Here is a 20089-nt window from a genome sequence, read left to right as displayed (position 1 = left end):
GTCTATCTGATCACAGCAACAGTTAACAGGCTGACAGGCATCAATGCGGATTGCGGTAATTGCGCGAGTTTTCGGAATTCTCCTGACAGTGTTCAGTCTGACACTGCTGCCGCCGTTCTTCGTATCGCTGTGGTATGGAGACGATACCCACAGTGCCTTTGTGGCGGCCTTTGTGATCACCCTGATTACCGGCCTGTTTATGTGGTTGCCGGTCTACGATCTGCGCGAGGACCTGCGTACCCGCGATGGCTTTGTGGTGACCTCCCTGTTCTGGTTGATCCTCGGCAGTTTCGGCGCTCTGCCCCTGATTATCAGTCCGCAACCGGACCTCAGCGTGACCGATTCGATTTTCGAGTCCATCTCCGGACTCACCACCACCGGCGCCACAGTGATCACCGGCCTGGATTCCCTGCCCCCGGCCATCCTTTACTACCGCCAGCAGTTACAGTGGTTTGGCGGCATTGGCGTGATTGTCATTGCACTGGCAATCCTGCCCATGCTGGGTATCGGTGGTATGCAGCTGTATAAGGCGGAAATTCCCGGGCCGGTAAAAGACACCAAACTCACACCGCGAATCGCTGAGACAGCCCGTGCAATGATAGTGATTTATGTCATCCTCACGGTCCTGTGTGGCATCGGCTACTGGATTGCGGGTATGAGTGTGTTTGATGCCGTTGGCCATGCTTTTTCCACCGTGGCCAACGGCGGTTTTTCCACGCACGATGCCAGTATGGGCTTTTACGCCAACAACCACGCGATCATGCTGATCTGCATTGTGTTTATGCTCACCGCAGCAATCAATTTCGGCCTGCACTTTTACGCTTTCAACAACAAAACACTGAAACACTATTGGCGTGACTCAGAATTCCGTTTCTATATCCTGGTGGTTGTCAGTGCTGCGTTTCTGATCAGCTGTTACCTCTGGTATCTGGATATTTTCTCTCTGGACCAAAGCCTGTTACACGGCTTTTTCCAAGTGGTCTCCATCAGCACCACCGCCGGCTTCTCCTCGGAGAATTTTTCCGCTTGGCCCGTGTTTCTGCCCTATGCGCTATTACTGCTTGGAGTGCTTGGGGCTTGCGCCGGCTCCACTTCGGGCGGGATTAAGGCAGTGCGGGGTATGTTGATTATGAAGTCCGGCCTACGCGAGTTGAACCGGCTGGTGCATACCAATGCGGTGATTCCCATCAAGATTAACCGCAAGCTAGTCCCGAGTCGGGTCACGGATGCCGTATGGGGCTTTTTTGCTGTCTATGTCCTGTCCTTTTTCGTTCTCGCCATTATCGTGATCGCCACCGGTGAGGACTTTGTCACCTCGCTCACCACAGTGGCATCCTGCCTGAATAATATTGGCCCGGCCCTGGGGGATGCCGCTGCCCACTATGGCTCCGTAAACGAAGTGGCCAAGTGGTTTCTTATTCTCGCGATGCTGATGGGACGACTGGAAATTTTCACCCTGCTGATCCTGCTGACCCCCGCTTTCTGGCGTCACTGAGGCGAATGCCTTTCGCCACGCAGCAGCACGTGGCAAAATCTGAAGACTTCTGTCACAGTAGCCTTGTCCAGATAAAAGCGATAAGAAACAGGCAGTATGAGTAGAAGCACCAATGAGTTGCTCAATCAGTTGAAGATTGACCGGAATACGCTTCCAGAGACGCCTTCATTGCGCCGAAAAACCCTGTTGGCGGTCTCCGTGGGCACCCTCGTCGGCTTAATCATGGGATTTGCCGGCGCCGGCCTCCTGGCCGGTAACCAGCCCGTGGTCGCACCTGTGCAAAGTATTCCTGCAGATGCCACTGCCCCGACGCCAGTCGCTGCCAAGCGTGAACGAATGGAAACCGTGCTCAATGCCTCCGGCTATATCACCGCGCGCCGCATGGCTACAGTTTCCGCCGAGGTCATGGGGTTGATCACCAGTGTGGATGTGGAGGAGGGGATGCGGGTACAGGCGGGGCAAGTACTGGCAAGGCTGGACGATGCCAAGGCACGGGTCAGTCTGGATTTTGCCCTGGCCCAGATCCAGGTACAGCAGGCTCAGGAGGCCAGCATTCAGGCCAGACTGAGAGAGGCGCAGCGACAGTACCGGCGCTTTGCCGGCCTGCGCGACAAAAACTACTCCAGTCAAGCGCAGTTGACCCAGAGCGAAGCCAGTGCCGATAGTTTGCTGGCGGATTTGAAAAGCGCAAGTGCCAATATCGAGGTGGCCAAACTGGAGGCTCAGCGACAGCGTGAGCGGCTGGAGGACCATATTATCCGCGCGCCCTTCGCCGGTATCGTTACACAAAAAAATGCGCAACCCGGCGAAATTGTCGCACCCAGCTCAGCCGGAGGTGGCTTCACCCGCACGGGCATCTGCACCATCGTGGACATGAACTCCCTGGAAATTGAGGTAGACGTCAACGAGGCTTTTATTGGTCGCGTTTCTGCGGGGCAGCGGGTAAATGCCAATCTGGATGCCTACCCGGCATGGGATATTCCAGCCACGGTGATCGCTATTATTCCAACTGCCGATCGCGCCAAGGCTACAGTGCGAGTGCGTATTGGCATAGACAGTAAAGATCCGCGCATCCTGCCGGATATGGGGGTCAAAGTCGGATTTTTGGCCGGGGGGGAAGCTGCGCTCTAGTTTCGAGATGCACTCCCCGGAGTAGATTCTTTCTTTCACGAGGGTAATGGAGATGTCAGAAGATGTGCTGTTTCAATTGAGAGGCATCAGCAAAAGCTTTGTTAAAGGCAAAGAAAAAATTTCTATTTTTGACAACCTGAATATGGGCATTGCACAAGGGGATTTTGTCGCAATTATGGGGCCCTCCGGTTCCGGCAAAACTACCCTGCTGAATATGCTCGGTGGTGTGGATCAACCCAGTGGCGGCGAGATTTGGTTTGATGGTACTCGCATTGACTCCCTCAGTGAGAGTGCTCTGACCCGCTGGCGCGCGGAAAATATCGGCTTTATTTTCCAATTTTACAATTTGATGCCGATGCTGAATGCGCAACGCAATGTGGAATTGCCACTGCTGTTGACAAAACTGCCCAAGACCCGGCGTCGCAAAAATGTGGAAACGGCGCTGGCTCTGGTAGGCTTGAGTGACCGCACCAAACATATGCCCGGCGAAATGTCCGGTGGCCAGCAGCAGCGGGTGGCTATTGCTCGTGCCATCGTCTCGGACCCCAAGCTGATACTGTGTGACGAACCCACCGGCGACCTGGACCGCGGCACCGCCGATGAGATCCTGGAAATGCTGCAGCTGTTAAATCGAGATCACGGCAAGACCATCGTCATGGTCACCCACGACCCGGCTGCGGCCAAATACGCCAAGCGCACCCTGCATCTCGACAAAGGACAGTTTGTGCAGAGGGAAATGGTGGCATGAACGATCTCTACTTAATTTACAAAAACATGACGAGGAAGCCACTACGGCTGTTCCTCACCTGTTTTGCCATCTTTATTGCGTTTTTGATCTTTGGTGCGGTCACCAGCTTGAAAAGTGCACTCAATTCCGGCGTGGAACTCTCTGCAGACAACCGCCTGGTGGTGTTTAACCGAATCAACTTTACCAAATCCCTGCCCATTGCCTACTACCAGAAAGTCGCCGCGGTGGCAGGTGTGAAGGACGTCACCCATCTGAACTGGTTTGGTGGCTACTATCAGGAACCGGCCAAACAAATTGTCTCTATGGCGGTGGAGCCTGAATCCTATCTGCGCGTCTACGGTGAGGTTATTATTCCCGAGGCGCAGAAACAGGCCTGGTTCAACAACCGTCAGGGAGCTTTGGTGGGGGAAAAACTGGCGGAGATGTATGGCTGGAAAATTGGCGACAGAATTCCGGTTTCCTCGAATATTTTTACCCATAAGGGCGGTGGCTATACCTGGGAATTTATCATCTCTGGTATTTTTAAAGGAAATACTGAACAGTACGATACCCGACATATGCTGTTTCACTACCAGTATTTTATGGAAACCCAGACATTTGGCGGTGATTGGATTGGCTGGATGGCACTTACCACCGACGATCCGTCGCTGAATGAAAAGGTGGCGAAGGTGATCGACGACACCTTTGCCAATTCCCAGAATGAAACCGACACCAGCACGGAAGAAGCCTTTAATACAGCTTTTATCGAGCAGATTGGTAATATCGGCCTGATCATTTTCTCGGTGGTCTTTACCGCGTTTTTCACCATTCTTGTTGTGGTTGGCAATATCATGGCGCTGTCCATTCGCGAGCGCACCGGAGAAATTGCCGTACTGAAAACCCTGGGATTTTCCAGCACGAGAATTTTTCGCATGGTTTTATCCGAGTCTATGCTGATTGCACTGATTGGCGGCCTCTCCGGGCTGGCGGCCGCCTGGTTCCTGGTTGAGGTGGGGAAAACCTTCCTTACACAATTTTTACCCAGCCTGATTTTAGATGGCAATGTGGCCTTGCAGGCACTGGTATTTATGCTGCTGCTCGGCCTCGTCACCGGGCTGCTGCCGGCTTTTAATGCGCTGCGTGTGAATATCGCCACGGCATTTAACCGCCAACAATAATCCGTCTGATCTTCAGCCTGTTGCGACCCCTGTTATATCGGGAATGACAGCGAGGCTTCGACGAGGAGGAAAAAGAATGGGTTCTCTTATTGCACAAATTGTCTCGGTAACCCTGATGAATCTCGGCAGTTTGCGCCGTCGCCTTTGGATGTCGCTGGCCATGGTGTTGGCTTCGGCAGTGGTGGTGGCAATATTGCTGGCGTTTCTCGCCATGGCCAAGGGTTTCGAGGAGACCATGCGCGGTGCCGGTTCCAGCCAGATCGCCATCCTGATGCGCGAGGGCTCTTCAACCGAACTCAATTCGGTGATTCTTCAGGATCAGGTCAACCTGATTGGCGCATCTGCCGGTGTCGCTCGGGGCACCGGCGGTCCGTTGATTTCACCAGAGCTTTACGTGATTGTGGATGGCATCAAGAAGTCCAGCGGAACCGAGGCCAATATCCCCCTGCGCGGGCTCAATACAGCCGGTATGGATATGCGTACCAATATGCGTTTGGTAGAAGGGCGCCTGTTTACCCCGGGTACCAACGAGTTGGTTGTCGGCGCGGGGGTACTGCGGGAGTTCGATGGCTTCGAGATCGGCAGGTCAGTGCGTTTTGGCAAAAACCTGTGGACTGTGGTGGGTGTGTTTGCCACTGAAGGCAATATTTTTGAAAGCGAGCTGTGGGCGGATATCAATATTATCCAGAGCCATTACAACCGCGGCAACAGCTATCAGTCAATCCGCGTGAAGCTGGACAATGACGGAGACCTTGGGCCGCTACAGAAAACCCTCGAACGGGAACCGCGCCTGAATCTGGAGATTCAGACCGAACGCGATTATTTCGCCAGCCAGGGAAAACAATTGCAGTACATTGCCATTTTCGGCTGGATTGTCAGTGCCATTATGGCCCTCGGTGCCCTGGCCGGCGCGCTCAACACCATGTACACCTCAGTGGCGGACCGGGCCAGGGAGATCGCCACTCTGCGCGCGCTGGGTTTCAGCAGTTTTTCCGCCTTCTGCGGCACGGTTGCCGAGGCCATGGTGCTGGCGGTCGCCGGCGGCCTCCTCGGTTCCCTCGCTGCGTATGTTTTCTTTGACGGTCTCAACACCTCCACTCTGGGGGGTAGCTTTACCCAGGTGGTTTTCAGTTTTGAGATGTCGCCGGAGCTGTTTCTGCAAGGAGCCATACTGGCGTTGGTCATCGGCTTTATCAGTGGTTTTTTCCCCGCCTGGCGCGCGGCGCGCATGCCGGTGATTGTGGCATTTCGTCACGGAGCCTGAGCGGGCTGCTGCGTACAAGCAAAGGTGCCCTCACGGGGCCTACTGTTTCTTGCGGTAGACGGTGCTTTTGCCCTGTGGCTGTTTGCGAAAGCGTTTGTATTCCCACTGGTACTGTTCCGGTGCTGCGGCAATACAGGCCTCCACGCCGCGATTCATGGCCGCCAGGGAAACCTTCTGCTCGTCACTGTAGATCGCTTTCTCCGCGGGCAGGAAAACCAGTTCGAAGCCTGCCTCCACCCGCATGCCAAAGCCGAATACACAGTGACACTGGGTGCGTTTTAGCAGGTTGTGGGCCAGGGTCATGGTGAGTGCCGGACGACCGAAAAAGGGGGCGAAGTCGCCGCCCATATCCGGCTCCTGGTCCGGCAGCACCATGGCGATATGGCCGGCCTTCAGGCACTTGAGCAGGGCGCGCACGCCGTGAACATTGGTGGGTACCATCTGGGCGCCGGTTTGCTCACGGCCAGTGCGGATAATCGAATCCAGGGCGGCAATTTTTGGGGGTGCATACAGCGCCAAGGAGGGTCTCAAAGACGCCAGGAAGATACCGAAAATCTCCCAGTTGCCCGTATGCGGCATCAGCACCAGTGTACCGCGACCATCCTCGTTGCCTTGTGACAGCAACTGCAGATTGCGCACCCCCAGGATGGTGTTTTTATTGACAGCCCAGGAGTGATGCCAGAGGCTCGCCATTTCGCAGCCGGTCATAGCAGTGCTCACCACACTCTCGCGAGCCAGTTGCTCCCGTTTTCCAGTGTCCATGGCCGGGTAGCAGAGCCGCAGGTTGATACGACTCCGGCGCAGGCCCTCTGTGCGAAACAGCACCGCCAGTCCGCCGGCGCAGCGCCCCAAGCGCCGCGACCATTTCAGTGGCAGTCTGCCCACCATTTTTAGTACACCTGCCGCGAGGTACCCCTTAATATCCACTGCACTCACTTCCTATACCAAACGCCGCAGCAAACGGCCAAGAGACCAGACACAGCTGGTCAAACTGCCCGGCACGGCCACAGTGCTTTAAGCGCGAGAGCTGCTGCCGCTATAATTGCGTCCCTTTGCCCACAGCTGATACTGATCCGGAGATAACGGTGTCCAAGCAATACGATCTCAGTACCTTTCAGGGACTTGCTTTTGCCCTGCAGGATTATTGGGCGCGCCAGGGGTGCGTCATTCTACAGCCTCTGGATATGGAAGTGGGTGCCGGCACTTTTCATCCGGCGACCTTCCTGCGCGCCGTGGGTCCGGAAAACTGGAATGCAGCCTATGTACAGCCGTGTCGCCGCCCCACCGACGGCCGCTATGGCGAAAACCCCAACCGCTTGCAGCACTACTACCAATACCAGGTAGTGTTGAAACCGTCCCCGGACAATATCCAGGAACTGTACCTCGACAGCCTGCGCACCATGGGGGTGGACCCGGCCATCCACGATATCCGCTTTGTGGAGGACAACTGGGAGTCCCCGACCCTGGGCGCCTGGGGTCTCGGCTGGGAAGTGTGGCTAAACGGTATGGAAGTGACCCAGTTTACCTATTTCCAGCAGGTAGGTGGTCTGGAGTGCTTCCCGGTCACCGGCGAGATCACCTATGGTCTCGAGCGTATCGCTATGTACTTGCAGGGCGTGGAATCCATCTACGACTTGGTGTGGACCCGCAACCCAGGTGGCAGCCCCGTCACCTACGGCGATGTTTTCCACCAGAACGAAGTGGAGATGTCCCACTATAACTTTGAACATGCCGACGTAGAGTTCCTGTTCGCCACCTTCGATCACTGTGAACGCGAAAGTGCGCGCCTGATTGAACTGGGCCTGCCGTTGCCCGCTTACGAGCAAGTCATGAAGGCCTCCCACGCCTTTAACCTGCTGGATGCACGCCACGCCATCTCAGTGACCGAACGCCAGCGCTATATCCTGCGTGTACGCACCCTGGCCCGCGCCGTGGCACAGGCTTACTACGATGCGCGCCGCGCCTTAGGCTTCCCCATGGCAGATGATGCCTTGCGGGCAGATATTTTGGCGGAAGACATCGAGCAAGAGGAGAAGCAGTAATGGCTCAGGATTTTCTGGTAGAGCTGGGCACCGAAGAGCTGCCACCCAGGGCGTTGCACAAATTGATGAACGCTTTCGCCGATGGTATTACCCAAGGTCTCAAGGGCGCCGAGTTGTCTTTTGGCGAGGTTAAAGCCTACGCAGCTCCGCGCCGCCTGGCAGTAGCGGTGTTCGGCTTGGCAGACAAGCAGCAAGACAAGCAAATTGAAAAGCTGGGCCCGGCCGTCAAAGTCGCCTTCGATAAAGAGGGTAAGCCCAGTAAAGCCGCTGAGGGTTTCGCCCGCAGCAACGACGTGACCGTTGAAGAGCTGGGACGCAAAGAGACTGACAAAGGCGAGCGCCTGGCTTTTATCAGCGAGCAGAAAGGCGCTGAAACTGAATCCTTGTTGGCGGGCATTGTCGAGAAAGCGTTGGCTCAACTGCCTATTCCCAAGCGTATGCGCTGGGGTGCGCGCCGCGAGGAGTTCGTGCGTCCGGTGCACTGGCTCGTCATGCTATTTGGCAACAAGGTGGTAGATGGCGAAGTGCTCGGCTTAAAAGCCGGTAATACCAGCCGTGGTCATCGCTTCCACTGCAATCGCGCGCTGGAGATCCACTCCGCCCACGATTATGCGCAGGTTCTGCGCGAGCCCGGCTACGTAATGGCGGACTTCGCCGAGCGCCGCGAAGCCATTCGTGTCCAGGTGATTGCCGAGGCCAATAACGTTAATGGTGAAGCGGTAATTGACGACGATCTGCTCGACGAAGTGACTGCGCTGGTGGAATGGCCTGTCGCCCTCACCGGCCGCTTCGAGGAGCGCTTTCTGGAAGTGCCCGCAGAAGCCCTGATCTCCTCCATGAAGGCGCACCAGAAGTATTTCCACGTGGTGAATGAAGATGGCCAATTGCTGCCTTTCTTTATCACCGTGTCCAATATCGAGAGCCAGGATGCCGCCCAGGTGATCCACGGCAATGAGCGCGTCATCCGCCCGCGACTGGCAGATGCCGCCTTTTTCTTCGAGACCGACAAACAGACCAGTCTGGAGTCTCGTCGGGAGAAATTGCGCCAGATTGTGTTCCAGCAACATCTGGGCAGTGTCTACGACAAGACCGAGCGGGTCTCCGCTCTGGCGCGTGTCATCGCTGAACAGGTGGGTGCCCACAGCAACTGGGCCGAACGCGCCGGGCGCCTGTGCAAGTCGGACCTGGTTACCGAGATGGTGTTTGAATTCGCCGATATGCAGGGTATCGCGGGTTACTATTACGCGGAAAACGATGGCGAGCCGCTGGATGTGGCCAAGGCCATGTATGAACAGTACATGCCGAAGTTCGCCGGTGACGAGCTGCCCGCCAGTGAGACCGGTACCGTGATCGCCCTGGCGGATCGCCTGGATACTCTGGTGGGCATCTTCGGCATCGGCCAGCCTCCCAGCGGCTCCCGTGATCCCTTCGCCCTGCGCCGCGCCAGCCTCGGCATTATCCGCATTCTGGTGGAAAAGCGTCTCGACTTGGATCTGCGCCAACTGCTGGAGCTGGCTCGCGACAATTATCCGCGCACTGCCCTGGGGGAGTATGACAGGGTTGTGGAGCAGGCCCTGCAGTATGTGTTGGAGCGCTTTCGCGCCCGTTATGAAGACGAAGGTATCGCCGCCGAGGTGTTTATGTCGGTGGCCGCACGCAATTTGTCGCGCCCACTGGATATCGACAACCGTGTGCACGCGGTCAACGCCTTCAGCCAGCTGCCGGAGTCCGGTGCCCTGGCTGCCGCCAACAAGCGTGTTTCCAATATCCTCGCCAAGCTTGACACCGCCTTGCCCGAAACTATCGACGAGGCCCTGTTGCAGGAAGAGGCGGAGAAGGCCCTGTACGCCGCTGTGCAGGTGGCCCGAGCTGAGGTGGAGCCACTGTACAGCGATGCGCACTTCGCCGAGGGTCTCGCTGGCCTGGCGGGTTTGCGGGAAACCGTAGACACTTTCTTTGACCGTGTGATGGTGATGAGCGACGACGAGCGACTGCGCGAGAACCGCCTGGCCCTGCTGGCCCAGCTGCGGGCACTGTTTCTGCAAGTTGCCGATATTTCCCTGCTGGCACCGGCCAAATAACCCCTATAGGAGCCCCGGCTTCTGCTTCGCTTCAAACCAACAGGGCGTATCAGCCATGCCAATGATCATTCTCGGGCGCGATGGGGTTATCAACGAAGCCCCCGACACCTGCGTCAGATCTGCCGATGAGTGGCAGCCCCTGCCCGGCAGTATCGAAGCCCTGGCTGCGCTCAGTCGCGCCGGTTACCAGCTGGTGATTGCCACCAACCAGAGCGGTCTGACCCTCGGTCGGTTTGATCTCGATGACCTGGAGGCCATACATACCAGGTTGCGCGCGCTGGTGGAGGATGCCGGCGGTGAGATCGCCGCGATCTTTTACTGCCCCCACGGCCCGGAGGACCACTGCCGTTGCCGTAAACCCAAACCGGGATTACTCGAAGCGATAGAGGCGGAGTTCGATACCAGTTTGTACGGATGCTATCTGCTCGGGGATAAGCTCGAGGATTTGCAGTTGGCGCTGGCAAAAGGCTGCAAGCCGGTACTGCTTAAATCCGGTGAGGGGGAACGCACGTTGAAAAAGATAATGGCGCATTCCAATCCACACCTTGAGAACACGGTTCTATTTGCGGACTTGGCGCAGTTTGCTCAATTTTTGTTGGACGGGTGTGTGGAGGACGCAAACAGGTTTCCGGCTGCGCCTTGAACCGGTCGATTTGCACATACATGACTTGCTTATCTTTCTCTCCCTGCCCTTTCCGCCGCACCCATTACTACACAATAAATTGTGTGCCAACACGTTGAGTTGTAGACGACATTCCTTTAAAAGCTGGTAATGGGACGGGCAAGTCCACCATTGCAACCGCTATTTCTGACAGACCATGGATGGGCGCGGCGTTTCGAAGAGGGCCCTGTTGCGCGGCACTGAAAATACAGTGTGTGCCGCAGCGTTACAGAGATTACCCTGCCAGCCGCTATTTTCCCGCCTGCGTAAAAACATAAAAGGAACTTTTCAATGAAAAAAACGATAATTTTCGCGCTCATGACCGGACTGCTCATTTCGGGCAGCAGTTTCGCTGAAACGGGCAGTGGCAAACCCGCTGCCAATGCCGAAAAGCACAGAAAGGTTTATATCGTTCAACTAAATGGTGAACCGCTATCCTCGTACAGCGGCGCCGCCCCCGGATCGTCCGCGGTGAAATCCGCTTTGCAGCGCAGGCTTGACCGGCGCAGCGGCAGCTACCGACACTATGCCGGGTTCCTCAAGTCGCGCCGTGAGCGGGTGCTGTCCTCCATGCCCAGTGTGCGCAAGGTGCATGAGTACGATACGGCCTTTAACGGTTTCGCGGCGGTAATGAGCAAAAAAGAAGCCGAGGCGTTGCGCAGCCACACTGAGGTCAAGGGCGTATGGGAAGATCGTCTGCTCAAACCCCATACAGATTCCACTGCGGACTTTCTCGGCCTGACCCGTATACCCAGCCCCTGGCTCTGGGGGATAACCGGTGAAAATGTGGTTGTCGGTGTGATCGATAGCGGTATTCACCCCGAGCATCTCAGCCTTGCCGACATCCCCACGCCCCGCCAAGGCAACCGCGGCGCTTCTATTCCCTACGGGCCTGTGCCCGAATCCTTTGTTGGTGAGGGCTGTGATTTTGGCAATACCGCATTCAACCCCAACGACGCTGCTTTCACCTGTAACAACAAACTGATCAAGGCCAAGTCCTTTTCCGACGCCTTCCGCTCCACGGGTACACTGGCGGACTACGAATTCCTCTCTGCGCGGGATGCCGACGGGCACGGCACCCACACCGCCACCACCGCCGCCGGCAACTACGGTGTGGTGACACCGGATGGGGAAACCCTTACCGGCATGGCGCCGCGGGCAAGGGTTGCCGTGTACAAGGTATGCTGGGATGCGCCGAACCCGGACGACAGCGGCTGCTCCTCGGCGGACGCTATGGCGGCTATTGACGAGGCCGTGGCCGATGGCGTGGACGTGATCAACTACTCTGTAGGTGGCGGCAGCACCAACTTCACCGGTGCGGACGATATCGCATACCTGTTTGCTGCGGAGGCGGGTGTTTTCGTTGCCACTTCCGCCGGTAACGGGGGCCCTGGTGTCGCCACCATCGGCACACCTTCCGGCGTTCCCTGGATCACTGCAGTGGCTGCCGCTGAGGATGACCAACGCTTTGGTACGGCATTGCGCGTGGATTCACCAGCGCCTATCGCCGGAACTTACGATGCTCTGGAGGGCAGTGGCCCCGTCTCCATGCAGGACGCTGGGCTGCTGTCGGCACCTGTCCTCGTCAGTGTGCCGCTCGAAGCTTGCGCTGCACTCGATAACAGCGCGGTTATGGCAGGCAAAATCGCCCTGGTAAAACGCGGGGGCTGCTCCTTCACGGACAAGTACAATAATGTGGCGGACGCCGGTGCGGTTGCGATCGTCGTATACAACGATGGCACGGCGGTGGATCGCTTTGATCCGATTGCCATGTCCGCGCCGGACACGCGTATTCCCGGCGTGATGATCCGCTATGCGGATGGCGAACTGATTGCGGGCAGTGAAGGCGTCAGTGGCATACTGGACCCCGCACTGCAGATTTCCCGCGAAGACCGTATCGCCAGCTTTTCCTCCCGGGGCTACAATGCCGGCGCGCCGGATATTATCAAGCCGGATGTGGCGGCACCGGGTGTTGGCATTCTCGCCGGTATTTCGCCGACGCTAAGCGGTGGCAGCCTGTTTGGACGCCTGAGTGGTACTTCCATGGCCAGCCCCCATGTGGCCGGTGTGATGGCGCTGCTGAAACAGGCCCACCCGGACTGGTCTCCGGCAATGGCCAAGTCCGCGCTAATGAGTACGGCCCGCACCGACTTGCGCAAAACATTCGGCCCGGAAATGGCAGATCCGTTCGATATCGGTGCCGGCGCCATCGCACCCTCTTCCGCTCTCCAGCCCGGCCTGGTTTACGACGCCGGTTTTAATGACTACCTGGCGTTTTTATGCGGCGCTGAAAATCAGCCGCAAATTGTCGAGCGCACGACCTGTGACAACCTGGTTAATCTGGGTTATTCCATTGACAGCAGTGACCTGAACCTGCCCTCTATCGGTATTGGTGCACTGGTGGGAACCCAGACCGTAAAACGCCGTGTCACCAGCGTATCCCGCGGCTCAAAGTGGTACTGGGTCTCGGTTAATGCGCCAGTTGGTGTCGAGGTACAGGTACATCCGCGCGTGCTGCGATTAAGAGAGGGGGAAAGCGCGGAGTTTGAGGTTACTTTCACAGTCACTGAGAACGCTGCAATGAACAAGTGGGCTTTCGGCGACCTGAGCTGGCAATCAGTGGGCACCCGCTACCATGTGCGCAGCCCTGTCGCCGTCCGTCCGGTAGCCTTGTCGGCACCAACACAGGTCGCCGCTGAAGGTACCGACGGCATCCTCAATCTGGATGTGCGGTTCGGCTATAACGGCGACTACCAGGTGACGGTAAACGGCCTGGCAGAAGGCGTGGCCAATCCCGGCAGTGTAGAGGACGGCGGTTCCCAATTGATCTTCTTCGACGTGCCAGAAGGAACGAATCTGGCCCGCATAGCCCTGTTCGATGCCGATGTAGGCGATGGCAGCGGCAGTGATGATCTGGATTTACGGGTGTTTGGGCCGGCTCCCGATTTCCCGGAAGTGGGCAGCAGCGGTTCTGAAACCTCTACCGAGTCCGTGACCATACTCAACCCCGCGCCCGGGGAATACGCCGCGTTTGTCGATGACTACGATTCTGCAGCAGGCGCAACGCCTTTCACGCTGTTTAATTTCAACCTGACCGGTGACAGTGGCAATACCCAGTTGATTGCACCGGGCCAGGCGCAACTGAATAGCAGCGGCACTATCGCGCTTGAGTGGATGGGGCTTGCGCCCAATACCCGTGCCCTCGGCATCCTGAACCACGGCAATGGCGCGCAGGTCTTCGCAGAAACTGAAGTGATGGTCAACACCCAGTGAGAGGATAACTTGCCCCGCCATTGGGCTACTTTATCATTTCCGAATACCGGCAAAGACTTTTTTGTCTGCGCCGGTATTTTTTTACAATGACTGACAATCGCTCTCGGTTTAAATACAGCGACAATTTTCAAGAAATCAGGGTTAAAGTCTTTATCCCAGAAAGACCACCGGCATGAGGGAACCTGTTCAAATCCAACGTGTTTTGAGGGCACTCTCCCAAATTGCTGCACATCGATTGGGGTCATTAGGTATTCGTTGACAGACCTTCTTAGAAAAAATACCTGCTTATAAAACCCCGCCTAAACCGTTGTGTTGGGCCCAGACATGAAAAAACCGACTATAGAGAAATAGACATACTTATACTTACGACAAACGTCCGTATAGTATTTGACAAATAGCCTTATTGTTACAAAGTGAATCTGGTTTCAATCCCTTCTCTAGTACTGTTTGGTAGGCAACATAAACGCGTTGGATAGTGAGTGCAGTAAAATCGGTACCAAAGTTCTGCCAAATTGCAAGGTGCCGATTTTATAAGAGCTATTGCTTGTACATATTTTGTCATCTCTCAGACCGTTGATCGTCATCCATATGGTACCGCCCCGGTTCGTAAACGATCATGTTGATGCTATCCAGAAGCCAATCATTACCTGAAGTGTAAGCCTGAAATATATGGAAGTCGCCCTCTCTTAAACTGAGTGTCATTCACCAGCGATTTAACGAATAGCTAGTGCGTTGCAAGTGCGCATCCGGTTCGGAGGAGAAGCGACCTGGCCGTTAAGCTACTGTAGCGAGATGCGGTATATAACTACAATAATGACTTAACGGCGGCGGTATTTGGCCAAAGTGATTCAGAAGATGTACTTGATCCCCACAGTGGCCGCGCGCGGCCGGTTGGCGCGGGCGCCTTCCGGGCTGCGGCTGATAATCACCTGCTCGTCAAACAGGTTATCCACTTTCAGGTAACCGGTCAGGTCGGCGCTGAAATCGTAGTGTGCGGCGGCATCCACCACCCACAGGGACTCGGTGTAATCGAACTGGTTGGCACCGCCGCGGTTACAGCGGGTGTTGACACACATCTCATCCTGATAGGCTGCGGTGAGGTTCAGGCGCCAGGCGGCGCCACTGTCCAGGCCCGCAGATACCGCGAAGACATTTTCTGGCAGGTATACCAGGTTATCGCCGGCCAGCAGGAGTTCCTCAGGGTTCACATCGCAGAGGGGGTCCCCATTGCAGAGCGAGTCCTGGTCTTCGGTGACCTCCGCATCAGTGTAGGTGTAGGTGGCACGCACTGGCAGGGTCCAGCCGTTTGCGAGCACCCACTCGCTGCCCAAGGCAGCTTCCAGGCCCTTGATTTCCGCCTCACCGAGTTGAAAGGTGCCACTTTCGGCTCCATTGGGGCAGGATACGGCCACAGAGCAGTTCTGCACTGCATTCTCATAGTCGCTATAGAAGGCGATCAGCTCGGCGGCGAGGGTGCCGTTATCAAAGCGTGCACCCCACTCATAGTTGGTGGATAACTCGGGACCCTGGCCATTTTTAGCACCGGCACCGGGCGGGGCGAAACCGCGATGCACACCCGCCAACAGGCCCCACTGCTCGCTGACCTGATACACCAACCCCAGCCCCGGCAGCCACTCATCTACTTGGTTTGAGCGGTAACTGCCTTTCTCTGTACGCTGCGCATCGTTATAGCGCTGTTGCTGGGTTTCCAAATCCTCATAACGCAGTACCGCCGTCAGGGTCAGTTTATTGCCCAACTGGATATCGTCGGAGATAAAGAAGGAGGTGGCATCGGCCTCTTCAATACGGTTATTACTAGGGCTGGGGAGTTCAACGCGATCAAATACCAATTGACCATTAATCTGGTCATAGATCTCCACGGGCTGGTATCTGTCCACCTCATCCCAATGCCGTCGTAAACCTAGGGTCAATTCGTGGTTGATGGAGCCGGTATCGAACAGCCAGTCGGCGCTCACCTGGATACCCTTGGACTCGTATTCACGGTTGTTGTGCTTGATACCGAAACCGAGGTAATCCTGCTGCCCATTGAGTATCGCTTGCGCACTGGCAGCTACAGTTTCGTCATCGCTATTCGCCTCCTCAATCAGGTCTCCGAGGCCCACCTTAAACCAGTCGCGCTTGAACTTGTTGTAGTAGGCCTGGGTATGCAGCGTGAAGTCCTCGTCCAGCTGAATGCTGTGGTTCAGCTGCACGGTGCTGTGACGGTTCTGCATTTCATCCAGGGCGCTGATGCCGTAGCGGCGGTTGGGACCGTCGTTTAAGTCGGCATCACTCAGTCCCAGGTAGCTCATGCCGGACTCCTCTTCGGAGTACTGCAGTTTGATATCCAGTTGTTGGCGATAGGTCGCATCCGCATCGGAGCGCAGGTGGCCCTTGAGCAGGTAATCCTCTTTGGCAATATCCGCGCTGCCGGCGCGATCGATGCTGCGGAAACCATCTGCATACTGTTGCTGGGTTTCCAGCAGCCAGCCGGTGTTTTCGGTGCTGGTGCCGTAATAGCTGTGCAGGCGAGCCTCGCCATACTCGCCGGCTTCGAGCTGTACCATGCCTACAGGGCTTTCTGGGATTGGTGTGCTGAGCATATTCACGGCGCCGCCCACCGTGAATGGGCCGTAGAGCAGGGCAGCGGGGCCCTTCAGCACCTCGATGGCATCCAGACGGCCGGCGCTGGGGAAATAGTAGGCCTCGGGGGCTGAATAAGGTGCGGGCGCAATCAACACGCCATCTTCCATCAGAGAGATCTTGCCGGAGCGCCCCCCCTGGGCGCCGCGAATCCCGATGTTCGGCCGCAAGCCGTAACCATCCTCTTCCAGCAGGTAGACACCCGGCACCGAGCGCAGTATGCGGTTGATATCCACAAATTCAAACTTGGCCAGCTCGTCGGTGTCGATCAGGTGTGCTGAACCCGGCAGGCTGGAGATGGATTCGGGATCGCCGATGACCGAAACAGTCTCCAGGCGCTCTTCGGCCAGACTCGGCATAGCCGTCAATGCCGCCAGGGCAAATGCCAGTGGCGAGCGGGGGAAAAGTGTCATGGACCCTCCAGGGAGTGACTAAAGTTAATAATGTTTTATTTGTTAATAAGAATGATTACATTTTACCATTGATTTGAGGTTCAACAGTTATTTTTTTATGCCCTTTGGTGTCACTGGTGGATTTTCCCGTTTCGGATGGTTTCCGCCCGATTGGGAGAACATTTTGTAGGGGCCGTACTTTGCCCTGATTAGGATTGTGCCTGTGTATTTGTCTCGGGAGCGCCGCCCGTGATTAGGAAGGCAGAATTCAAAGAGCTGGACCGGCTGGAACAGCTGTGGTTGCACGCTGCGGTCAGCTCACACCCCTCCCTGCCCCGAGCCTTCTGGCTAAATAGGGTGCGCCAGTTTCGCTGTGAGTGCCGACGCGCCGGTCTGTGCCTGGTGTTTACCGGCCGTCACCCGGCGGTCGCCGAAGCCTTTATCACTGTTCTGGATCAAGACCGGCTTGCCCACCTGTGTGTCAGCCCCCTGTTTGCCGGTTGCGGTATCGGTGCAAGCCTGGTAGCTGCCGCCGGGCAGGGGAAAACCCAACTGCAGACCCGGGTGCTGAGGGAGAACTTGCGCACACGTTATTTCCTGCAGAGGTACGGCTTTGTGGAAACCGGGCGCTGCTACTGTGCGGAATACGGACAGCCGCTGATTCTGATGCGCTGCAGCACACTGCGGGGATAGTGGGGCAGGACATGCCCGTTGCGCGGCGGTGAATTGCTTATAACTGAAAATTATTACTTCAATTCTTTTTATTGTTTCTATATAGATAAGGAACTGGGTAACATGCCTTCCATCCTAGTTTTTCTGTGCACTGATTTTTATGGGACGTAACGCTTCCGCCAATTCCCTGCATGCGGCTTCTGACCCATTCTTCCATCACGGCGCCGATTTGGACGCATTGAACCGCGATTTCGCCGGAGAGAAGCCCAACGAGATCATGCGATTTACCATGGAGCGTGCGCAAAACCCGGTGGTGTTTACCAATTTTCGCCCGCTGGCAGTGGCTTTTTTACACCTGGTGACCAGAGAAAAACCGGATATTCCGGTGATCTGGGTAGACCACGGCTATAACACGCCGGAGACCTACCGCCATATAGAATCTGTAGTAAGCAAGTTTAATCTGAATCTGCGCACCTATGCCCCGAAGATGTCAGCGGCCCATTACCATGCCGTGTATGGCGGTATCCCCCCGCTGGACACTCCCGAGCACGACTTTTTTTCACGCACGGTAAAACTGGAGCCGTTTAATCGTGCCATGGGGGAATTGAAACCGGATGTTTGGTTGAACGGTATCCGCCACGACCAGAACGCACATCGCAAAAACCTGGACATTTTCACCCTGGGCAATCACGGCACCATCCGCGTGGCGCCGATGTTCCATTTGAGGGAAGTGGATGTGGAAGGCTATGTCTACGACAATGAGCTGCCGGATAACGATGTGTACTTTGACCCCACCAAGGGGGAAGAGCACCGGGAATGTGGTTTGCTGCTGGAAAAGTAACGGTGCTCCAGCCCAGCGGGGTCTAAACGCCTCGCGTGTGTGCAGCTATTTCCTGTGAGGCCTCGGTTGATCACTTCGCTGTTATCTGTCAATTCTATCGTTCAGTGTGTGGCACTGCGGCTATTGCAAAGGCGCACACCGATTTGCTGTCGACAGCGGGGTTTGTGCCGCAATGAACACCCCCCAGGTAGACATCTAACCATGCGTAGCGGGCTTACGGTCTATTTACTTGGTGGAACCCCCTGTTGCCTGGGTTACCCGTTTAATGGATAAGGTTTTTGGGCGGTTGAGAATAATCGCAGGCCTATTGAGACTTTTCCCTTTCAAACCCTTCTGCCCTGCTAAATCTGACCATAGTGTGTGTCTCACAAATTTTTGCATTATACCAGTAAGAGAAATTTTACGGGCTGCGTCCATTAATCAGGAAATACGTCTGATGGGCAGGGCTGGCACGAAGATAACGATTGGTGCTAAGCCTTAGTACAGTGTGTTGCCATGGGACCTATTTTAGTAAAGTGTGTGTAATCTGTTGCGCTTTTTCAGGCCGGAAACTTTTTGAAAAACTCGACCGGTTTGCGCGCGCTTAGGTGGCTAACCGTTGTTGACTTGATTGGAATCCAGAGTATTCCAGGGAGAGCATCCGAAAGTTTCTGAGGTCTTCTGCCAGCATCTTCCCCTATTCTGGATTCCCATTTGCGGCTACCCGGAACTGCTAACGTGTTATTTTATAGCAATTTCATGAATGTATTTTCCCGACAATTACAACCCAATATAACTGAGAAAATACCTCCGTCGTCAGGATCACCCAAGCCAGTTTTAACTTCGTGATACTAGCAGGCTGCTGAAAAACTCGGATTTTGAATTAAAGCATCATCATCTTGAAGTTTTAGAATCAAAAAAACACTTGTTTTGTAGGCTCTGAATTTTCTGGTTTTATAAGAGTTAAGGTAAAAATTTCGTTAAAGGGACTTTTTCAGCAGCCTGCTAATGTCTGTGCGCACTTTGCTAGGTGAGGACAGCGCTCTATCGCAGACGCTTGAAAAGGATTTTCACAAAACAAGCATTAGGGACTTTTCTCTTAACGCACCTGTAATCTCTCATTCCAATAGCAAAGGAGTTAATATATGAAAAATACAGTCATATATACAATCATTAGTGCATTTATAGTTGGCAGCGCTTCCGCATGTGATATTGACAGCGATGAACAATTAGTATGTGAAGCATTAATGTGTTCCGTTGGTATTTTTATTCCTGCCTCACATTCAGAATGTGTAAAAGTGCAAAGAGATTTTGCAATATATCTGGCTACTCTTGGATTTTGGGAAGATCCTCCAAAATGTAAAAATAGAGATATGAATTGTCAATCAACTGGCAATGCCAATACAAGATCTGCAAATCTTCCAGCGGCCACTTGTAACAATCTGAATGGCAGCAATTATATTAATTGTCAATTCCAAGTATCAAAATACAATGGTTCGGCTTTTAATTGTGGGCAGTATCGAAACAACCAAGCATTGTTTAACCTGTGCCAGCAGCAATTTCAAACAAATGGAGGTGGCACCAGGGATGACGATGGAAACTACCAACACATTCCTTGATCGGATTGTGCGGCAAACCCCGTACTTCTAGTGCAGGGATGTAAGCGCGTCGGCGATAGCCGACTAATGTGGTGCTCTTTACTTTTGCACA

At 55.2% G+C, this 20089-nt stretch carries 14 protein-coding genes; 12 read left to right on the top strand and 2 right to left on the bottom strand.

The window, feature by feature from the left end:
• The first annotated feature begins 43 nt into the window (after window positions 1–43).
• The 5 genes from Q5Y71_RS08960 (at window position 44) to Q5Y71_RS08940 (ending at window position 5795) form a co-directional block, all read left to right on the top strand.
• The gene (locus Q5Y71_RS08960; protein ID WP_301415741.1) at window positions 44–1495 is read left to right on the top strand and encodes a TrkH family potassium uptake protein; all 1452 of its coding nucleotides are present in this window, start codon (window positions 44–46) and stop codon (window positions 1493–1495) included.
• Between the two features lie 96 nt (window positions 1496–1591).
• Window positions 1592–2626 (top strand): efflux RND transporter periplasmic adaptor subunit, encoded by a 1035-nt coding sequence (locus tag Q5Y71_RS08955; RefSeq protein WP_306041750.1) that lies wholly within the window; start codon window positions 1592–1594, stop codon window positions 2624–2626.
• A gap of 52 nt (window positions 2627–2678) precedes the next feature.
• Window positions 2679–3374, top strand: a complete 696-nt coding sequence (locus Q5Y71_RS08950; RefSeq protein WP_306041749.1) for an ABC transporter ATP-binding protein — start codon at window positions 2679–2681, stop codon at window positions 3372–3374.
• Window positions 3371–4531 (top strand): ABC transporter permease, encoded by a 1161-nt coding sequence (locus Q5Y71_RS08945; RefSeq protein WP_306041747.1) that lies wholly within the window; start codon window positions 3371–3373, stop codon window positions 4529–4531. The genes Q5Y71_RS08950 and Q5Y71_RS08945 overlap by 4 nt, the downstream gene beginning before the upstream one ends.
• A 76-nt stretch (window positions 4532–4607) precedes the next feature.
• A complete protein-coding gene (locus Q5Y71_RS08940) occupies window positions 4608–5795 on the top strand; it encodes an FtsX-like permease family protein (protein WP_306041744.1) in 1188 nt (395 codons plus the stop codon).
• Between the two features lie 39 nt (window positions 5796–5834).
• On the opposite strand, the gene Q5Y71_RS08935 is transcribed toward Q5Y71_RS08940, so the two are convergent.
• Complete coding sequence (locus Q5Y71_RS08935; RefSeq protein ID WP_306041742.1) at window positions 5835–6722, bottom strand: lysophospholipid acyltransferase family protein; 888 nt, start codon at window positions 6720–6722, stop codon at window positions 5835–5837.
• A 158-nt stretch (window positions 6723–6880) separates the two neighbouring features.
• On the opposite strand from Q5Y71_RS08935, the gene glyQ reads away from it, so the two are divergent.
• From glyQ to Q5Y71_RS08915, 4 genes are all read left to right on the top strand, one after another.
• Entirely contained in the window at window positions 6881–7837 is a 957-nt protein-coding gene (glyQ, locus tag Q5Y71_RS08930) for a glycine--tRNA ligase subunit alpha (protein WP_306041740.1), read from the top strand.
• On the top strand, window positions 7837–9918 hold the full coding sequence (glyS, locus tag Q5Y71_RS08925) for a glycine--tRNA ligase subunit beta (RefSeq protein ID WP_306041739.1): 2082 nt from the start codon (window positions 7837–7839) through the stop codon (window positions 9916–9918). The genes glyQ and glyS overlap by 1 nt, the downstream gene beginning before the upstream one ends.
• Window positions 9919–9973: 55 nt before the next feature.
• Window positions 9974–10561 (top strand): D-glycero-beta-D-manno-heptose 1,7-bisphosphate 7-phosphatase, encoded by a 588-nt coding sequence (gene gmhB / locus Q5Y71_RS08920; protein WP_306041738.1) that lies wholly within the window; start codon window positions 9974–9976, stop codon window positions 10559–10561.
• 309 nt (window positions 10562–10870) lie between these two features.
• Entirely contained in the window at window positions 10871–13852 is a 2982-nt protein-coding gene (locus Q5Y71_RS08915; protein WP_306041737.1) for a S8 family serine peptidase, read from the top strand.
• Between the two features lie 848 nt (window positions 13853–14700).
• Here Q5Y71_RS08915 and Q5Y71_RS08910 read toward each other — a convergent pair.
• Window positions 14701–16908, bottom strand: a complete 2208-nt coding sequence (locus Q5Y71_RS08910; RefSeq protein ID WP_306041736.1) for a TonB-dependent receptor domain-containing protein — start codon at window positions 16906–16908, stop codon at window positions 14701–14703.
• 228 nt (window positions 16909–17136) lie between these two features.
• Between Q5Y71_RS08910 and Q5Y71_RS08905 the strand changes: the two genes are divergently transcribed.
• From Q5Y71_RS08905 to Q5Y71_RS08895, 3 genes are all read left to right on the top strand, one after another.
• Entirely contained in the window at window positions 17137–17580 is a 444-nt protein-coding gene (locus tag Q5Y71_RS08905) for a GNAT family N-acetyltransferase (RefSeq protein ID WP_306041735.1), read from the top strand.
• Window positions 17581–17719: 139 nt separating this feature from the next.
• Window positions 17720–18400 carry a phosphoadenosine phosphosulfate reductase family protein gene (locus Q5Y71_RS08900; protein WP_306041734.1) on the top strand — a complete coding sequence of 227 codons (681 nt, stop codon included), beginning with the start codon at window positions 17720–17722 and terminating at the stop codon, window positions 18398–18400.
• 1124 nt (window positions 18401–19524) lie between these two features.
• Complete coding sequence (locus Q5Y71_RS08895) at window positions 19525–19998, top strand: hypothetical protein (protein WP_306041733.1); 474 nt, start codon at window positions 19525–19527, stop codon at window positions 19996–19998.
• Window positions 19999–20089: the final 91 nt, after the last annotated feature.

Origin of the sequence: Microbulbifer sp. 2205BS26-8 (genome assembly GCF_030731025.1) — a bacterium.
Lineage (GTDB): Bacteria > Pseudomonadota > Gammaproteobacteria > Pseudomonadales > Cellvibrionaceae > Microbulbifer > Microbulbifer spongiae.
The sequence above is the reverse complement of the archived record's forward strand: the minus strand, read 5'-3'. Positions and strand labels throughout refer to the sequence as shown.

What these genes read in the sequence shown, in the direction of transcription:
- Q5Y71_RS08960 (WP_301415741.1), top strand. Translation starts at nt 44, where the DNA reads ATGCGGATTGCGGTAATTGCGCGAGTTTTCGGAATTCTCCTGACAGTG.
- Q5Y71_RS08955 (WP_306041750.1), top strand. Translation starts at nt 1,592, where the DNA reads ATGAGTAGAAGCACCAATGAGTTGCTCAATCAGTTGAAGATTGACCGG.
- Q5Y71_RS08950 (WP_306041749.1), top strand. Translation starts at nt 2,679, where the DNA reads ATGTCAGAAGATGTGCTGTTTCAATTGAGAGGCATCAGCAAAAGCTTT.
- Q5Y71_RS08945 (WP_306041747.1), top strand. Translation starts at nt 3,371, where the DNA reads ATGAACGATCTCTACTTAATTTACAAAAACATGACGAGGAAGCCACTA.
- Q5Y71_RS08940 (WP_306041744.1), top strand. Translation starts at nt 4,608, where the DNA reads ATGGGTTCTCTTATTGCACAAATTGTCTCGGTAACCCTGATGAATCTC.
- glyS (WP_306041739.1), top strand. Translation starts at nt 7,837, where the DNA reads ATGGCTCAGGATTTTCTGGTAGAGCTGGGCACCGAAGAGCTGCCACCC.
- gmhB (WP_306041738.1), top strand. Translation starts at nt 9,974, where the DNA reads ATGCCAATGATCATTCTCGGGCGCGATGGGGTTATCAACGAAGCCCCC.
- Q5Y71_RS08915 (WP_306041737.1), top strand. Translation starts at nt 10,871, where the DNA reads ATGAAAAAAACGATAATTTTCGCGCTCATGACCGGACTGCTCATTTCG.
- Q5Y71_RS08910 (WP_306041736.1), bottom strand. Translation starts at nt 16,908, where the DNA reads ATGACACTTTTCCCCCGCTCGCCACTGGCATTTGCCCTGGCGGCATTG.
- Q5Y71_RS08900 (WP_306041734.1), top strand. Translation starts at nt 17,720, where the DNA reads ATGGGACGTAACGCTTCCGCCAATTCCCTGCATGCGGCTTCTGACCCA.
- Q5Y71_RS08895 (WP_306041733.1), top strand. Translation starts at nt 19,525, where the DNA reads ATGAAAAATACAGTCATATATACAATCATTAGTGCATTTATAGTTGGC.